This is a genomic window from Methylobacterium sp. 092160098-2, from assembly GCF_028920805.1.
Classification (GTDB): domain Bacteria; phylum Pseudomonadota; class Alphaproteobacteria; order Rhizobiales; family Beijerinckiaceae; genus Methylobacterium; species Methylobacterium fujisawaense.
On the sequence record NZ_JAQPZJ010000002.1, the window covers coordinates 1 to 14,009 of the forward strand.

At 68.9% G+C, this 14,009-nt stretch carries 16 protein-coding genes; 11 read left to right on the forward strand and 5 right to left on the reverse strand.

All coding sequences use genetic code 11. The annotated features are described in order from the left end of the window. Positions 1-380 (forward strand): hypothetical protein (locus tag PQI07_RS25210; RefSeq protein WP_274927775.1); only part of this gene is annotated, 380 nt, incomplete at its 5' end. A gap of 59 nt (positions 381-439) precedes the next feature. Here PQI07_RS25210 and PQI07_RS25215 read toward each other — a convergent pair. Further along, a complete protein-coding gene (locus PQI07_RS25215) occupies positions 440-1,054 on the reverse strand; it encodes a hypothetical protein (protein WP_274927776.1) in 615 nt (204 codons plus the stop codon). Positions 1,055-1,151: 97 nt separating this feature from the next. On the opposite strand from PQI07_RS25215, the gene PQI07_RS25220 reads away from it, so the two are divergent. Continuing rightward, positions 1,152-1,478, forward strand: a complete 327-nt coding sequence (locus PQI07_RS25220) for a hypothetical protein (RefSeq protein ID WP_274927777.1) — start codon at positions 1,152-1,154, stop codon at positions 1,476-1,478. 59 nt (positions 1,479-1,537) lie between these two features. Here the strand turns inward: PQI07_RS25220 and PQI07_RS25225 are convergent, their stop codons facing one another. From PQI07_RS25225 to PQI07_RS25235, 3 genes are all read right to left on the reverse strand, one after another. After that, complete coding sequence (locus tag PQI07_RS25225; RefSeq protein WP_274927778.1) at positions 1,538-2,647, reverse strand: nucleotidyl transferase AbiEii/AbiGii toxin family protein; 1,110 nt, start codon at positions 2,645-2,647, stop codon at positions 1,538-1,540. Next, entirely contained in the window at positions 2,644-3,453 is an 810-nt protein-coding gene (locus PQI07_RS25230; RefSeq protein WP_274927779.1) for a DUF6088 family protein, read from the reverse strand. Before PQI07_RS25230 ends, PQI07_RS25225 begins: the two co-directional genes overlap by 4 nt. A 160-nt stretch (positions 3,454-3,613) precedes the next feature. Continuing rightward, entirely contained in the window at positions 3,614-3,997 is a 384-nt protein-coding gene (locus PQI07_RS25235) for a response regulator (RefSeq protein ID WP_274927780.1), read from the reverse strand. Positions 3,998-4,208: 211 nt separating this feature from the next. Between PQI07_RS25235 and PQI07_RS25240 the strand changes: the two genes are divergently transcribed. The 4 genes from PQI07_RS25240 to PQI07_RS25255 all read left to right on the forward strand — a co-directional run bounded on the left by PQI07_RS25240 (position 4,209) and on the right by PQI07_RS25255 (position 6,734). Next, entirely contained in the window at positions 4,209-4,340 is a 132-nt protein-coding gene (locus PQI07_RS25240; RefSeq protein ID WP_274927781.1) for a hypothetical protein, read from the forward strand. Between the two features lie 92 nt (positions 4,341-4,432). After that, positions 4,433-4,735, forward strand: coding sequence for a hypothetical protein (locus PQI07_RS25245; RefSeq protein WP_274927782.1), 303 nt, complete (start codon positions 4,433-4,435; stop codon positions 4,733-4,735). Then, positions 4,732-6,288 carry a ribonuclease J gene (locus tag PQI07_RS25250; protein WP_274927783.1) on the forward strand — a complete coding sequence of 519 codons (1,557 nt, stop codon included), beginning with the start codon at positions 4,732-4,734 and terminating at the stop codon, positions 6,286-6,288. The genes PQI07_RS25245 and PQI07_RS25250 overlap by 4 nt, the downstream gene beginning before the upstream one ends. 32 nt (positions 6,289-6,320) lie before the next feature. After that, entirely contained in the window at positions 6,321-6,734 is a 414-nt protein-coding gene (locus PQI07_RS25255; protein WP_274927784.1) for a hypothetical protein, read from the forward strand. 2 nt (positions 6,735-6,736) lie between these two features. Here the strand turns inward: PQI07_RS25255 and PQI07_RS25260 are convergent, their stop codons facing one another. Continuing rightward, the gene (locus tag PQI07_RS25260) at positions 6,737-7,936 is read right to left on the reverse strand and encodes a site-specific integrase (protein ID WP_274927785.1); all 1,200 of its coding nucleotides are present in this window, start codon (positions 7,934-7,936) and stop codon (positions 6,737-6,739) included. Between the two features lie 1,886 nt (positions 7,937-9,822). Between PQI07_RS25260 and PQI07_RS25265 the strand changes: the two genes are divergently transcribed. From PQI07_RS25265 to parM, 5 genes are all read left to right on the forward strand, one after another. Continuing rightward, a complete protein-coding gene (locus PQI07_RS25265) occupies positions 9,823-10,368 on the forward strand; it encodes a DotD/TraH family lipoprotein (protein WP_274927786.1) in 546 nt (181 codons plus the stop codon). An 11-nt stretch (positions 10,369-10,379) separates the two neighbouring features. Further along, a complete protein-coding gene (locus tag PQI07_RS25270) occupies positions 10,380-11,393 on the forward strand; it encodes a type IV secretory system conjugative DNA transfer family protein (RefSeq protein WP_274927787.1) in 1,014 nt (337 codons plus the stop codon). 8 nt (positions 11,394-11,401) lie between these two features. Next, positions 11,402-12,607, forward strand: a complete 1,206-nt coding sequence (locus PQI07_RS25275) for a type IV pilus twitching motility protein PilT (RefSeq protein ID WP_274927788.1) — start codon at positions 11,402-11,404, stop codon at positions 12,605-12,607. A 10-nt stretch (positions 12,608-12,617) separates the two neighbouring features. Further along, entirely contained in the window at positions 12,618-12,896 is a 279-nt protein-coding gene (gene icmT / locus PQI07_RS25280; protein ID WP_274927789.1) for an IcmT/TraK family protein, read from the forward strand. A gap of 67 nt (positions 12,897-12,963) precedes the next feature. Further along, positions 12,964-14,007, forward strand: a complete 1,044-nt coding sequence (gene parM / locus PQI07_RS25285; RefSeq protein WP_274927790.1) for a ParM/StbA family protein — start codon at positions 12,964-12,966, stop codon at positions 14,005-14,007. Positions 14,008-14,009: the final 2 nt, after the last annotated feature.

The window sequence follows — 14,009 nt, forward strand, 5'->3', positions numbered from 1 at the left end:
CGTTCACGGCCGGCGGCGTGAATTCGATGCAGCAAGAGCAGCCGGAAACGATCATGAAGAAGTTCGCAGTCGCAGCCCTGACCGCCGCCTTCGCGGGCGGTCTTCTGACCGCTTCGGTCGCCGATGCGCAGGCCGGATGGCGTGGCCATCGCGGCGGGTACTATGGCGGCTATCGCGGCGGGTACTACGGCGGCTACCGGCGCGGCCCGGGCATCGGCGGCGCGATCGCCGCGGGTGCGGCCCTCGGCATCATCGGCGGCGCGATCGCCGCGAGCCAGGCGCCGCGCTATCCCTACGGCTACGGATACGGTCCCGCCTACGGCTACGCTCCCTACGGATATGCGCCGGCCTACGGCTATGCTCCGGCCTACGGCTACTGACTTCTGACCCTCGGATCGGCGGGTGAGGGCGCCTTCGGGCGCCCTTCGTCGTTTCGGGCTCACGATGCGGGTTCGACCTGAACCTCGTCGACTGCGACCACGACGCCCGCACCCGGTCGCAGCCTGAACCCGATCTGCCCCCAGACGGTCATGGCGATCGGATTGTCCAAGTCGTTCACGATCTTCTCGATCAGCCCTGCGGCTCCATACTCGCGCTCGGCTTCGAGCTGAAGGTCCTCGACCCTCACGCCTTCGATCGTGACGATGAGCGGACGGCCGCCGCCTTCGAGCATCGGCACCAGCTCCGGGAACCGCTCTGGAAGCGACGAGGCAGCCGCGGGATCGAACTGGGCCAGCTTGCGCAGCAGGATCGCGCATTCGTTCAACAGCTCGCCGCCGTGCTCTGCGTTGGAAAGCGCATAGGCGAGTGCCTTCTGTCGACCGGCCACGACGTACGTCTCGCCGTGCTGCCAGTTCGAATGCCCGGTCTCCTGTCGGAGCATGTTCTCCTGATAGAACTCAAGCTGGTGATCCCTGGCCCGGAGCTCGCGGCCGACGGCACCCATCAGCTCGAGCGCCGCGTCCTTGTGCGGCCACGGTCGGATCGGCACCCCGATCTCGAGCAGATGCCGGTAGTGCGAGGAGCCGCCGTGGTGGAAGGGAAACGCGAGCATCGGCCACGCCTGCCGAACGATTCCGGCGAAGTCGCGACAGGTCGTTGCTTCTTACGTCCTACCGGAACACCCTGACGACCGATCATGGAGACGCCCGATGGCCTTCAAGAGGATGCCGAGCGCCGAGGAGAAGGCCGAAGCCTTCGAACGGGAGGTCGCGGCCGCCACGCCCTACTCGGTCTCGAACGAGCAGGAGGCGCGCGCGCTGTTCCGGCAGATCCACAAAGAGGGCGGCTGGCGCGAGCGGGAGGCCAGGACCGAGGCGAGCAGGAGACATCTCGAGGCGAACCCGGGCGACCGCCACGTCGCGGCGGGCCTGGTCGTCGGTCGGACGTGCGTCCTGGAGACGGCGGATCTGGCGGTCAGGGAGGCGATGGAACTGCTGGAGCGGACGATCGCCCCGGTCGGATTCGGTCCGCGCTGACTGTTCGCTCCTTCGCACGTTGGTATCCGTGCGGCAGCGATATGCCCGGGCGGCCGCGTTCACGGCCGGAAGGACGGCCCCTCGGGAGGCATCGGATCCCATGAGGGCGAGGTGTTCAGGATCTGCTCGGCCGAGGCGATGGCGTCCACGATCGAGGACCAGCTCGGGACGACGCCGTGGATCATGCCGCGCATCGAGTCGTAGTCGGCCGCGAGGGCCCGGGACATCTCGGGCGTCGGCATCAGCGTGAAGGAACCGGGCTGGCATAGATCGAGGCGGTGATCCTTCCTGGCGAAGAACACCTTCCCGTGCTCGACGCAGCGGCGCCCCATGGCGAGATCCTCGAGGGCGGCCGGGCCGTACGGAGAGTCCAGCAGTCGGCCGACGTCGTAGTAGTGCCGGCTCAGACGATGGGCGTTGCCGCGCATCTCTCCGCGGCTCTCCGCCCACTGCCGGGTCTCGTGAAGGATCCGCAGCTTGTCCCAGAGGGTGCGTTCCGGTCGGATCGTCGTGACACCGGGCACGGCCAGATCGAAGTCGGGGACGAGCGTCGCGACGTAGGGCGTGACGAGCAGGCTCTCGCAGGGATCGTGATCCGAACGGGCGCCGCTCTCGATCTTCACGCGGGGCGCCACGTAGCCGTCGCCGTCGAAGAGCGAGGCGTAGCTGAGGAAGAGGGTCTGACCGTCGGGATCCTCGTCGGGCGAGGCCCCCTCGATCCGGATCGTGCCGACCGCCAGACCGGCCTCCGCCTCGACGGCCGATGCGATGTCGACGAGCTGGCGTGCGAGCGGGCCGTGAAGGTACTGCTGGCAGGCTGCCCGAAGGCCGTCCAGGATCCGTTCGCGCGGCCGGCGCCCCATTGCGGCGAGTTCGTCGACCGTCTCGGCAAAGCCCAGATCCTCGCGAAAGACGGCGATGTCTACGTCCTCACTGAATCTCCTGATGAGCCCGTGACCCTTCGACAGGCTCGTGCCGCCCTTGAACAGGAGCCTGGGATCGTCCGGGCTGCGGGCATTGAACAGGGCGTCGAGCACCAGGCCGACGTAGAAGTCCTTCTCGACGTACCGGGCCGGCATGCCCAGCTGCTCCTCGGCCTCGACGAACACGGATCGCCGGTCGGCCGCGTCGTAGGAGAGGAATTCGGCGAAGGCTGGATTGATCGTCACGGTCGTGGCCCCGAAGGAACGTCATCGGGATCCGGCCGGTCGCCGTCGCCCGCGGCATCACTCTGCCACGAAGGAGCGAAAATCGGATCCAGGCCTGCTTCCTCCATGGCCAGATCGATCTCGTCCCGCATCCAGTCGTCGACGAGCTCGATCGCGGACCTGAGCTCCTGCACCGCCGCCGGACCGTTCTCGCCCGCGAGGTACCGTGACACGCATCGCCGGATCCGGATCCTCTCGGCCTCGTCGCCCGCACCGTGAAGGAGATCCCGGGACCAGGAGAGACCCTGGAGCAGAAGCGAGCCCGGCCGTCCGGCCCAGTGCAGCCGCTTGGCGCTCCTGGTCTGGAACTCGATCGTCCGGTTGCCGAACCGGACCGGCTGGATCCGGGCGTCGGTCTCGACCACGAGCCTCGCCGGAACGAGGTTCGTGATGCCGAGGGCGTGCGCTGCGGCCTCGGGCGGCTGAAGCCATCGGCCTCCGGACCGGCCGACGACGGCTGCGATCACGGCGTCGGTCGACGGCACGGTGGGTCGCCGTGTCATGCGGTTGCGGTCCGGACCGAAGTAGAGGCCGCGCGCGACCCGGATCACCCGGGCCTCGACGAAGAACGGCGCCCAGTCGCCCGTCGACCGGCAGCTCTCGTAGATCGCCTCATGCGAGGCGGCCATGCGCTGGAGCACGCGCTCCACGTTCTCGTGACTGCCGAGGTCGGCGAAGTCGGACCACGTCCAGACCTTGCCTGAAGGTCTGCCGCCGGCGACGCGCTCCAGGATCGCGCCGCGGATCTCGGTCTGGGGCCTCGCCACGGTATCGAACCTCTCGCCGACGAATTGTCGGTAGATTGCTACATCATACCGACGAAAGACGCTCGTCCGAAGCTTCCCGGTCCCCGAATGAATCGTGATCCCATGAATCGAGCATTGTGCAAGGATCGTTTTGTCGGCACTTTGCAGCGTAATGCCGACATTATGGTCGGGGACTCGTAGGGGCATCTGCATCAGGCAGCATGGCCTCCAGCGCCTCGATCAGATGCGCGGTCTTGCGGGGCTTCCCGAACCACGGAGCCGCCTCGAGCGAACCGCCGGGGTCGCGGGGATTGGTGGCCGAGTGGACCAGGAACGGTATGCCCCGGCTCTCGAGAAGGTCGCCGACCGCGTCGCAGGCGCCATCCCTCAGCATCACGTCGACGATCGCCGCGGCGGGGATCTCCTGCGCGAGATACGCCATGGCTTCGCTCGTACTGATGAACGGGCCTGCCACGGCGAAACCGGCAGCTTCGAGCTCGTCGGCCAAGTGCCAGCCGATGAAGCCGTCGTCCTCCAGGATGAGAATGCGGTGCGGTTCGGCCATGACCAGCTCGGGCATCGATCAGGCAGCGTAGCGGAAAGGCGAACCGTCGCAACGCCGGCTCGATCGTTCCTTCGAATTCGAACCGTGTCGGGCATCTGTCGAGCGCCGGCCCAGGACGTACGTCGAAATTCTGTGTCCTTTCCGCATCAGATGGCGACCCGCACCCGCCAAGGGACTTGCGTCTGATCCATTCCTTCCGCCTACTGAAGGCATGAGGCTCATCTCGTACCTTCGCGGGGACTTCGACCACGTCGACGCCCTGCATGCCCTGGACGGTCTGTTCAACGCGGCCGCCGGCTTCGGCCTCCTCGCGTTCGTCGTCGGGCACTTCCTGTTCCCGTGAAGCCCGCATCGGGAAGCTCTACCGGATCCAAGGCCGCGCGACGTTCGGTCGGTAGGCCGCCGCTCTCCTACGATCGGCTGCGCATCGGTGCGTTGAGCGCCACGGACCTCGCGTCCCTGGCGAACCGCACGGGCTGGTACGGCGACTTCCGCCAGAAGCTCCTTCTCGACCTCATCGATCCGGAATGGTGCCGCCGCTCCAGGATGGATTTCGACGTCGTCCTCCGCCTGCAGCCCTGGCCGTTCCGGCTGCGCGAGCGCGTCCACCCCTTCCACCCCCGAACCCTCAGCCACAAGGGACTCTGGGGCGCCGGCCGTCTGCGGGTCGCATCCCGCCCAGGCGTTCGCCGTCGTCTCAACGTCCATCGGCGACAGATGGAGAACTCACGCCTATGAACGAACGCGACAGCCGACGTCGTCCGCGGCGGCCGGCCCCGATCGTGGTGCCCGACCGCCAGAACCCGGCGGCCGCGCCACGGTCCGCAGATCCCTTCCCCCGGACTGACAGGGACAGCATCGTCGTCATGCCCGTCGGCGGCATCGGCGCCATCGGATCCAACTGGACGCTGTACGGCGCCGCGGACCGATGGATCCTGGTGGATGCCGGCGCCGGCATGCCCCCGAAGGGCGTCGCCGGCCTGCAGGTCGTGGTCCCCGACCCGGCGCAGCTCGAACCGATCCTCGACCGCCTGGTCGCGATCGTCGTCACCCACGCCCACTACGACCACATCGGCGGTCTGCCAGCGCTGGTGCCGTACCTCCGCAGGGGCACGCGCATCTATGCGACCAAGTTCGCCGCCGAGTGCGTCCGACACCACCTCAAGCGCTACGACGTCCAGGATCGTGTGGAGGTCCGCACGTTCTCCCCGAACCGCTGCCTGACGCTGAAGCCGTTCACCCTGCATCCGATCAAGGTCGCCCACTCGTCCCCCGAGGCATTGGCCTTCGGCATCCAGACCGAGGCGGTGCGCGTCCTCCACACCGGCGACTGGCGCATCGACGAGGCGCCGAACACGACCTGGAAGACCGACTTCGACGGCGTCGCACGGTTCGCCCGGCCGGGCCTCGCCGCCATGGTGGCGGATTCGACCTGCGCCGACCGCTCGGGCCCGTCCCCCTCCGAAACCCGCATCGCCGCGAACTTCGCGGAATTCCTCGGTCGTCAGAGCGGCCTCGTCGTCGCCGCGTGCTTCTCCAGCCACGTCGACCGTGCAGCCGGCATGATGCAGGCGGCGTCCGCTGTCGGTCGCGTCGTCTTCGTCGCCGGGATGTCGCTCCTGCGCACGCTCGACGTCGCGAAGGGGGCCGGCATCCTCGACGAGCGCCACGTCTACGAGACGGACCTCCGTCTCCTGGAGAGCTATTCGCCCTCCCGATGCCTCCTGATCTGCACCGGCTCGCAGGGCGAGGAGAACGCGATCCTCCGGCGGCTGGCCGACGACGACCGCAGGCTTCCCGAGGTCGCCGGACGCGATACGGTCCTCCTCTCCTCCAGGGTCATCCCGGGCAACGAGGAGGAGGTCGCCGTGATGGTCGACGCCTTCCGCGATCGGCACGTGGACGTGTTCATCGGACAGGACGGCGATCTCCAGCTGCATGCTTCCGGCCACGCCTCGCGTCCCGAGATCGAGACGATGCTCGACGCGGCACGGCCCCGGCTGCTGATCCCGGTGCACGGCGCCGACCACCACCTCGCGGCGCACGTCGAGATCGCCCGGGCCGCCGGCGTGCCCGAGTGCCACGTGCCGGCCAACGGTCGGGCCGTCCGCGTCACCCGGACCGGATGCTCCGACGCGGGCAGCGTCGAGTTCCGCCCCATGGCAGGCGTCATCCGGAACGAGCGCCTCGTCCTGAGGCCGCTGGAGGTGGCCGTCGCGGAGGCCGAGGAGCACGCCGCCCGGAAGGCCGCGCGTCGGGCCGCGCAATCGATGTCGCCGGCCGCCGCGTGAGCCCGGGACCGGTCGGGGACGATCCCGCGAAGGTGCCCGGGATCCCTATGCGGCGGGCAGCCTTCATCCCGCGCGAGTTCGCGGCCGCCGCCGCGATCGCCGCCCTCGAGAAGGGGGTCGGGGCTCCGGAGGAGAGACGTCTCCATGCGGCCCGTGCCGCTCTGGCCGCGGCCGACGGGCTCGCCCTCGGCGCCGCCTTCGGGCCGGCCTCCCTGCACCTCGACGGGATCGACGCGTCGCGCGAGGTCCTGGCCTTCGTCGAGGGGGTGGCCGCGCGGATGCCCCCGCACCCGTCGCGCGAGATCCAGATCTTCAACCACGAGCGCGTCGACGGGAGCACCGCGCTCTTCTGGCATGCGGAACGCCTTGCGGCCGCCGGCGTCGTCGCCCGCGACGCCGCGAACCGGTCGGCTGCGATCGTCCGGCGGGCGCCGGACGGACCGTAGCTTCAGCCGTTCGTTCCGGCAGATACCGGCGCCGGATCGGACGCGGGAACGCCCGCATCGACCGGAGCCGCCGGCATCCCACCGGTGCCCGGCTGTTCTCCGCCGCGGCGCGGTGCGTGGCTTCTCTCGACGATCCCCTGGATCCGCTTCCGGTCCTGCGCGACGGCGAACCGCTGCCGGACCATGAGGACCTCGGCCTCGATCGGGGCCGGAACGTCGGTGATGTGCTCGGGCGCCCAGCCGCTCCGCTTCTTCCCGTACCATGCGCCCTGGGTGTCGACGGTCGAATGCCCGAGGAGGGCCGCGAGCTCCTCGACCGGGTAGATCGTCTTCATGTTCGCGACGAACTGGTGCCGGAAGGTGTAGAGGGTCAGCAGCTTCCCGTTCTGCGACTTGAAGGCCGTCTTCGAGATGTGGCGCAGGATGCGGCTGCACGCGGCCTTGTTCTTCATGAACGCGCCGTCGTGGGCCCAGTCGGTGGCGACCTCGACGAACCGCTCGACCGCGTCGAGGCCGTCGTCCGAGAGATTGGTGAGTTCGAGCGTCCGCCGTTCGCCGTTGGCGCGACCGTTCGTGGCCTTGGCGTTGGCCACGTGGAGATAGACCCGCCTGCCGCGCCGGACCTTCGGATCCGGGAGGTAGCTCAGCGTCGCCGCCTCCCACTCCGACGGACGCAGTCCGGTCGCCATGCCCGCGACGAGCCACGCGCCGAGCTGACGGACGTAGGACGAATGGGTCAGGCGCGGCAGGTCGCGCAGCAGCGCGGCGAACTGCTCGTGCGTGATCGACTTCGCCTTGTGCGCCGAGGTGCGCTCGACCTCGCCGTCCGCACCCCTGCGGACGTGGGTCATCCGGGCCTCCCCGACGTCGGGGTCGACCGCGCCGTCGATCAGGGCGAGGGCGTGCTCCGCCTCGTGCGAGTCCATCGCCTGGATCACGATCAGGGCCGCCTGACGGTAGACCCGCCAGGACGATGCCTTCAGGGTCGCCTTGATGCCGAGCATGAAGTTCGCGAACTTGACCGGATCGGGCTCCTCCCGGAGCGGCATCCCGTGGATGCGCCGGTAGCGATCCTTCAGCTGACGCCCGAGGCCGGCGTACATCTCCGTCGTCGCGAGCGTCCGGCTCGGACCCGACCCGATGCCTTCGGCCTCGCGCCGCTGGGCGATCCGTCGACGACGGGCCGCGACGAGTCCGGACATCTCCTCGTCCGGCTCCGGAATCTGAATGGCGATCGGAGCGCCGAGGGCGGGCCCGGTCCGGTGCGTCCCCCCGAACGGGCCCGATGCTCGATCCTCGACCTCCGATCCGATGTCGGGATCGGTGTCAACATTGCCTTCCGACGCGTATGCGGGCACGCGTCCCGAGTGCGCCGGACCCGTGTCAACATTGCCGGAACCGGCCTGCCCGTGGTCGCGGCCCCAGCCCGTCGGACCCGTATCAACATTGGTCCGGAGACCGGGCCTCCGGTCGAAGCCGGCATGGTCCGGACCCGTGTCAACATCGGGATCGGCTGCGGGACGGCCGTGGCCGAAACGGTCGGACGGACCCGTGTCAACATTGGCGGGGCCGCGGCCGGAGGTCGGGGGCGGGCGCACCGCCCAGCCGGGGGTGGGCGCGTCTCCCGGGCGCCAGCCGGGGGGAGCGAAGCGAGGGATCGCGGAACCTGCGATCGGCCGGGCTGCGGGCCGGGCGGTGGCGGGGTTCGAGGCTTGGTCCGCGATCGGGCCAGGGCCGGACGCGGGCGGTCTCCTGACCTGCGGGGACGAGGACGGGAGGGCCGCAACCTGTCTAGGCAGGTCCGGACGCGAGGGCCGGTTCGCCTGGAGGTCCTGGGTCATGACCCACCTTTCGAGGGATCGCGGATCGGAGACGGGATCGTCGATCCTTCGATCGGGATCGAAAACCTACGGACGAAGTCGTGGACCTGGGGGTCGATTTCGAACTTCGAAGGAGCGATCGCGACGGCTTCGGATCGAAGGCTGTCCGGACCACCGGGTTCGAGACGAAATTTTTCGGCCCCCCGTTAGTACTACCAACACCTAACATAAGGGTGCATCGAAACTAACGCTAGTGAGCAAGCTGTCGGTTCCTTCCCTTTGGGATCCGAAAAGGCCGACCGATTGCATACTTCCGTTAGTCGTCGGCCTCCTTCCGTTAGGCGGAATCGATCTTCCCTCGGGAAACAGGCCCTGTCCAGCGCTCTGCCCTACGGAAGACGCCGGAAGCGACCGCAGCTGCCCGCCGCCGTCCCCGGCACCTTCCGAACCTTCGATCGCGGAAGGAGATCGAGGTCCGCACCGGCGGAAATCGAACGATCGGAACCGCCAGCAGACATCCGGGCGGATGACGGTCCGATCTGCCCTGGGCAGCGCATCGCCGAAGCGCGCCGGTTCCTTCGATCCTCGAACGACGGCCGGAATTCGACGACGCCTGGAAGTCGTCGTCCACCGCCCAATCCGCTCCCGCCAACCCCGCCCGGGTCGACGGATGCGGACGGGTTCGGAGCCGAGGAGGACGGAAGAGGTCCGCCCGGCGAACCCATCGGACCCGGTGTCGACGACCCGTTTATTCGACTTTCGAATCATCCGTTCGAAAAGGGCATGTTTCGGACCTCCCGCAGCTCTTCCCGCCAGGGTGCCCGACTGGGGATCCGACCGCGATGCGCAGCTCGAAAAACGATCGTAGGCCGGGATTCGAGCGCTTCGAGCAAGGCATTGTCTGCATTGTCTTTTTGGATTTTGCCTAACGGAAGGTTTGAAAGTCCTAACGCTTGTGGGCGGACTCCTAACACCCGGGGTCGAAGGCCTAACGCTCGGCATCGAACCCCTAACGGATGTTTCGAAAACCCTAACATCCGTGGGACGAGCCCTAACGGATGCCGGCGAGTTGCCAGGACGGCGTCGCAACTCGGGACGACACCAAGGCAACTCGCCTCGACGTCGCGATGGGGTCGGCGTGGGGTCGCCCCGAGTTGCCGCGAAGGAATGGCCCTTGGCAAGGGTCCAAATCCGGGCAATGAAGGAATGGACGGTCGTTGCGGACTTTGCCCGGCAGCATCGGTCCCGACGAACGAACGGAGTTCAGAATGGCCCCTCGGTCGCTCCTTGCCGCCTTACCGGTGGTTCTCGCGCTCGGCGCCTGCGCCGAGCGCGTCGACCGCTCCGCCCAGATCGACGCTTCCGCGCAGCTGCTTGTCACCGAGAAGATCGCCGACAGCGCCGGCCGGGTCGCCCGCGCCACCGAGACGCTCGCCCTGATCCAGCGTGCCCGGACGGAGCCTTCACCTCCCTCGGTCGACGAGCGCGCCCTCCCGGGCGATCTGCGCCGCCCGATCACGTTGAACTGGTCGGGCCCGGGCGAGGAGGCCGCGCGGCGCGTCGCCAACCTGCTCGGCTACGAGTTCCGGGTGGTGGGCAACTCTCCGGCGGTCAGCCCGCCCGTCCAGGTCGGCGCCGAGGCGGTCCCGGCGGCGAAGGTCCTCGAGGACATCGGTCTGCAGGTCCAGGGTTCGGCCCAGGTCGTGGTCGATCCGAACGTACGCCGCGTCGAGTACCGCTACATCGCCCAGAACCCGCTGCTCGGCCCGCGCATCCGCGGAGCGGCCCCGCCCCTGCGGCGCGTCACCAAGTGAGGACGACGCCGGTGCGCCTCAGAATCCCCAAGCTCCTCGCGTCGGTCTCCGTGATCGCGCTCGTCCTGGCGGGCTGCAATTCGTACGTGCCGCGCGCCGAGCCTCCGATCCCGTCCATCAACGCGGGCTACCGGATCGGCGACATCGAGCTCCAGGACGAGCCGGTTCCGACCCTCGAGGACGTCATGAACCGGGTGCCGTCCAGAAGGGGCGGCGACGAGAAGCCGGAGGATCGGCTTCGCGCGCCCGCCATGCGCGACAGCGCGCTGGCCTACGGCGCCCGGGCGGGCCTCGCCTACACCTCGCGCGGCATCAACGCCTCCCTGAAGCGGAAGGCGGAGGACCTGACGCGGATCTACGACTTCAACCGGATCCTGATCCGGACCCCGAGCGGCGTCACGATCATGCCGCCGGTGATCTCGGAGGCGAAGGACACCTACGAGACCTCCGATGCCGGCCGCACGCTGCGGGTGGCCGACGTGTCCTACCTGATCGTCGAGCAGGCCCGGTTCACGCCGACGGCGCCGCTCTGGCACACCTATCTCATCCGCTCCTACGTCACCCCCGAGCCGCCGCCGGACCAGCTGCTCCCCCGGGACGGCTCCGAGCGCGACGCCTGGAAGCGCTGGGTCGCCGAGGGCTGGCACATGGGTGTGACCCAGGCCCAGGAGATCTTCGAGGCCGACCTGCGCCGGCTCGAGCGCGATTTCACCGGCATGCTCAAGTACAAGGGGCTGCTGGAGGAGAAGAAGGTCTCCGCGCCCGTGGTGGCCGAGGGCAACCTCGGCAACACCGGCACCGGCCAGGACATGCGCGTCAACGATCGGGCGCTCCGGATCACGCGCGATCCCACGCTTCAGGTCGGCGGCGCCGCCGAACGCCGGTTCGAGGCCTCGCCCCTTCCGGGCGGACCGGAGGCCGCGGTGGCTCCCATCCAGCGCCAGGCCGTCCCCGCGGCCCATCCCCATCGGGTCTCCGCACCGTCCCGCCGCGAGCGCCGGGCGGTCGCGGAGCCGCGGTTCTGAGGCCGGCCATGAACGTCAACGTTCCGGCCCCGCCCTCCGCCTCGCTGTTCGCGACCGGCTTCAACGGCGAAGTCCACAGGATCGACGGCCGCTTCAACGAGCATCAGTTCCACCAGGTCCTGATCCAGGGCGTCGAGCTGAAGGCCTCGGACCTGATGTTCATCTCCGGCGAGCCGGTCTGGGCGGAGGTCGCCGGCCGGAACGTCAAGCTGACCAACCGCACCCTCACCAATCCCGAGGCGCTCGACCTCGTGCGGATCGTCTACAACGACTCCGGCACGGCCGAGCTCAAGCGCGGCTACGACCTCGACCCGTCCTACGAGATCCGGGTCCCGATGCGCGGGCTCGTGCGTTTCCGCGTGAACATGACGTCCGGACGCATCCCCGGCGACTCCGGCGTCCACATCACGATGCGCACGCTGCCGGGCACACCGCTGCCGCTGGCGGACCTGCACATCGAGAAGGACATCATCGACAACTACCGGCCCGGCAACGGCCTGATCCTGGTCACCGGCCCGACCGGCTCGGGCAAGTCCACCCTGCAGTCGTCCATCATCCGCGACATCGTCGAGAAGCCGGACGCAAACGAGCGGGTGTACGAATTCGCGGCCCCGATCGAGTACGTCTACGACGACGTCGACATGCCTTCGTCGTTCGTGTTCCAGACGGAGATGCGGACCCATCTGCGGCCGCGTCAGGGCGACGCCGACGAGCATTCGATCTTCGCGCACGCCGTCCGCGGCGCGCTGCGCCGGCATCCGACCATCATCATGGTGGGCGAGGCGCGCGACAAGGCGACGATCGAGGCGACGGTCACCGCCGCCCTGACGGGCCACCTCGTCTACACGACGATCCACACCATCGGCGTGCCCGAGACCATCGCCCGCATGCTCTCGGAATTCCCGCATGGGGAGCGGAAGGCGCGCGCCATCGACATCATGAACGTGCTGCGCATGGTCGTGACGCAGATCCTCGTCCCCCGCGTCGAGGGCGGGAAGGTGTCGCTCCGCGAGTACATGATCTTCGACGCGGAGACGCGCGCGGCGTTCCTGCGTCGGGATCCCGACGAGTGGCCCGGCATCGCCCGCACCTTCATGCGCGACCGCCTCGCGGTCTCCCGAACCATGGGTCGCCACGGCCTCGAGCGGCTGGAGAGCGGCGAGATCTCCCAGGAGACCTACGAGTTCGTCACCGCCCGCGAAGCCTACGTCTGAGGAGGGATCGATGGCCCACTGGCGCGACACCTACAAGCCGCCCCGCTTCTTCTTCGTCGACGCCTACGCGGGCGTGGTCCTCCTCTCGTGCGCCCTGCACATCAGGATCTGGACCATCTGCAGCGCCTTCGCGGTGATGCTCCTGTTCTGGTGGCTGGAGCGCCTGGGCCTGAGCGCCATGGCCTCCATGCGCGCGCTCCGCACGTGGCTCGTCGGCGATCTGCGTCCGGCGCGGCCGCCGCGCATGCTCCGCGGCCGCATCGACTACGACCGGCGCCCGATGCCCTGAAGGCTCCGACACCCGCGACACCTTCCGGCGCGCCGCCGCGGCCGGATCCATCCCCAGGAGTTCGACGATGACCGATACGGCGACGAAGAAGGAGCGCAGCTCCAAGGACGGCATTCCTCCGCTCGTCGCGATCGACGACGGCTACGCGCAGACCAAGCTCTACGGCCAGGGACCCGAAGGCCAGATCGTCCGGCGCGTCCTGCGCTCCTCGGTACGCATCGGCAGCCACGGGCTCGGCTCCTTCGCGGGCGACGGCGCCGTCGGCCTCTGGCAGACCGAGGAGGGCAACAAGTACACGGTCAGCGACGAGATCGAGGCCGAGGATCCGCGCTTCACCGACTTTCACCTGTCCCCGATCAACCGGGTGCTGGTGAACCACGCACTCTCGCTGGCCGGCTTCGGCGGCACCCGCGTCGACATCGTGACCGGCCTGCCGGTGAAGGAGTTCTTCAAGGAGCAGCGCAAGGACGAGGAGCGCATCCAGCGCAAGCGCGACAACCTCTCCCGCGGCGCCTTTCCGAAGTCGAACGGCGTCGAGGCCCCGGTGCTCTGCGACATCCAGGTCGGGTGCCAAGCCATCGCCGCATACGTCGACTGGGCCCTCGACGACGAGCTGAAGACGCGCAACGACACCGGCAAGACGATCGCCATCGTCGACATCGGCGGGCGGACCACGGACGTGGCCGTCGTGGTGGGCGGCAAGTCGATCGACCACGAGCGGTCCGGCACGGCCGACGTCGGCGTCCTGGACGTCTACAAGGGCGTCCTCGACCGCGTGCGCTCGCGCTTCGAGCTCGACGACGACGCGCTGCCGCTCTCGCTCATGAACGAGGCGGTCCGCACCGGCACCATGCAGCTCTTCGGCCGCCCCAACGACGTGACCGACATCGTGGCCGACGTGGTCGGGCAGGTCCAGGAGCGGGCCCTGCGCGAGATCCAGCGCCGGCTCGGCCGTGCGGCGACCCTCCATGCCATCGTCTTCGTCGGCGGCGGGTCCGCCCTCTTCAAGGACATCGCCAACGCCTACCAGAACGGCGCCATGTCGGACGATCCGGAGTTCGCGAACGCGCGCGGCCTCTACAAGTACTTCGCCCAGCGTCGCCGGGGGTGAGC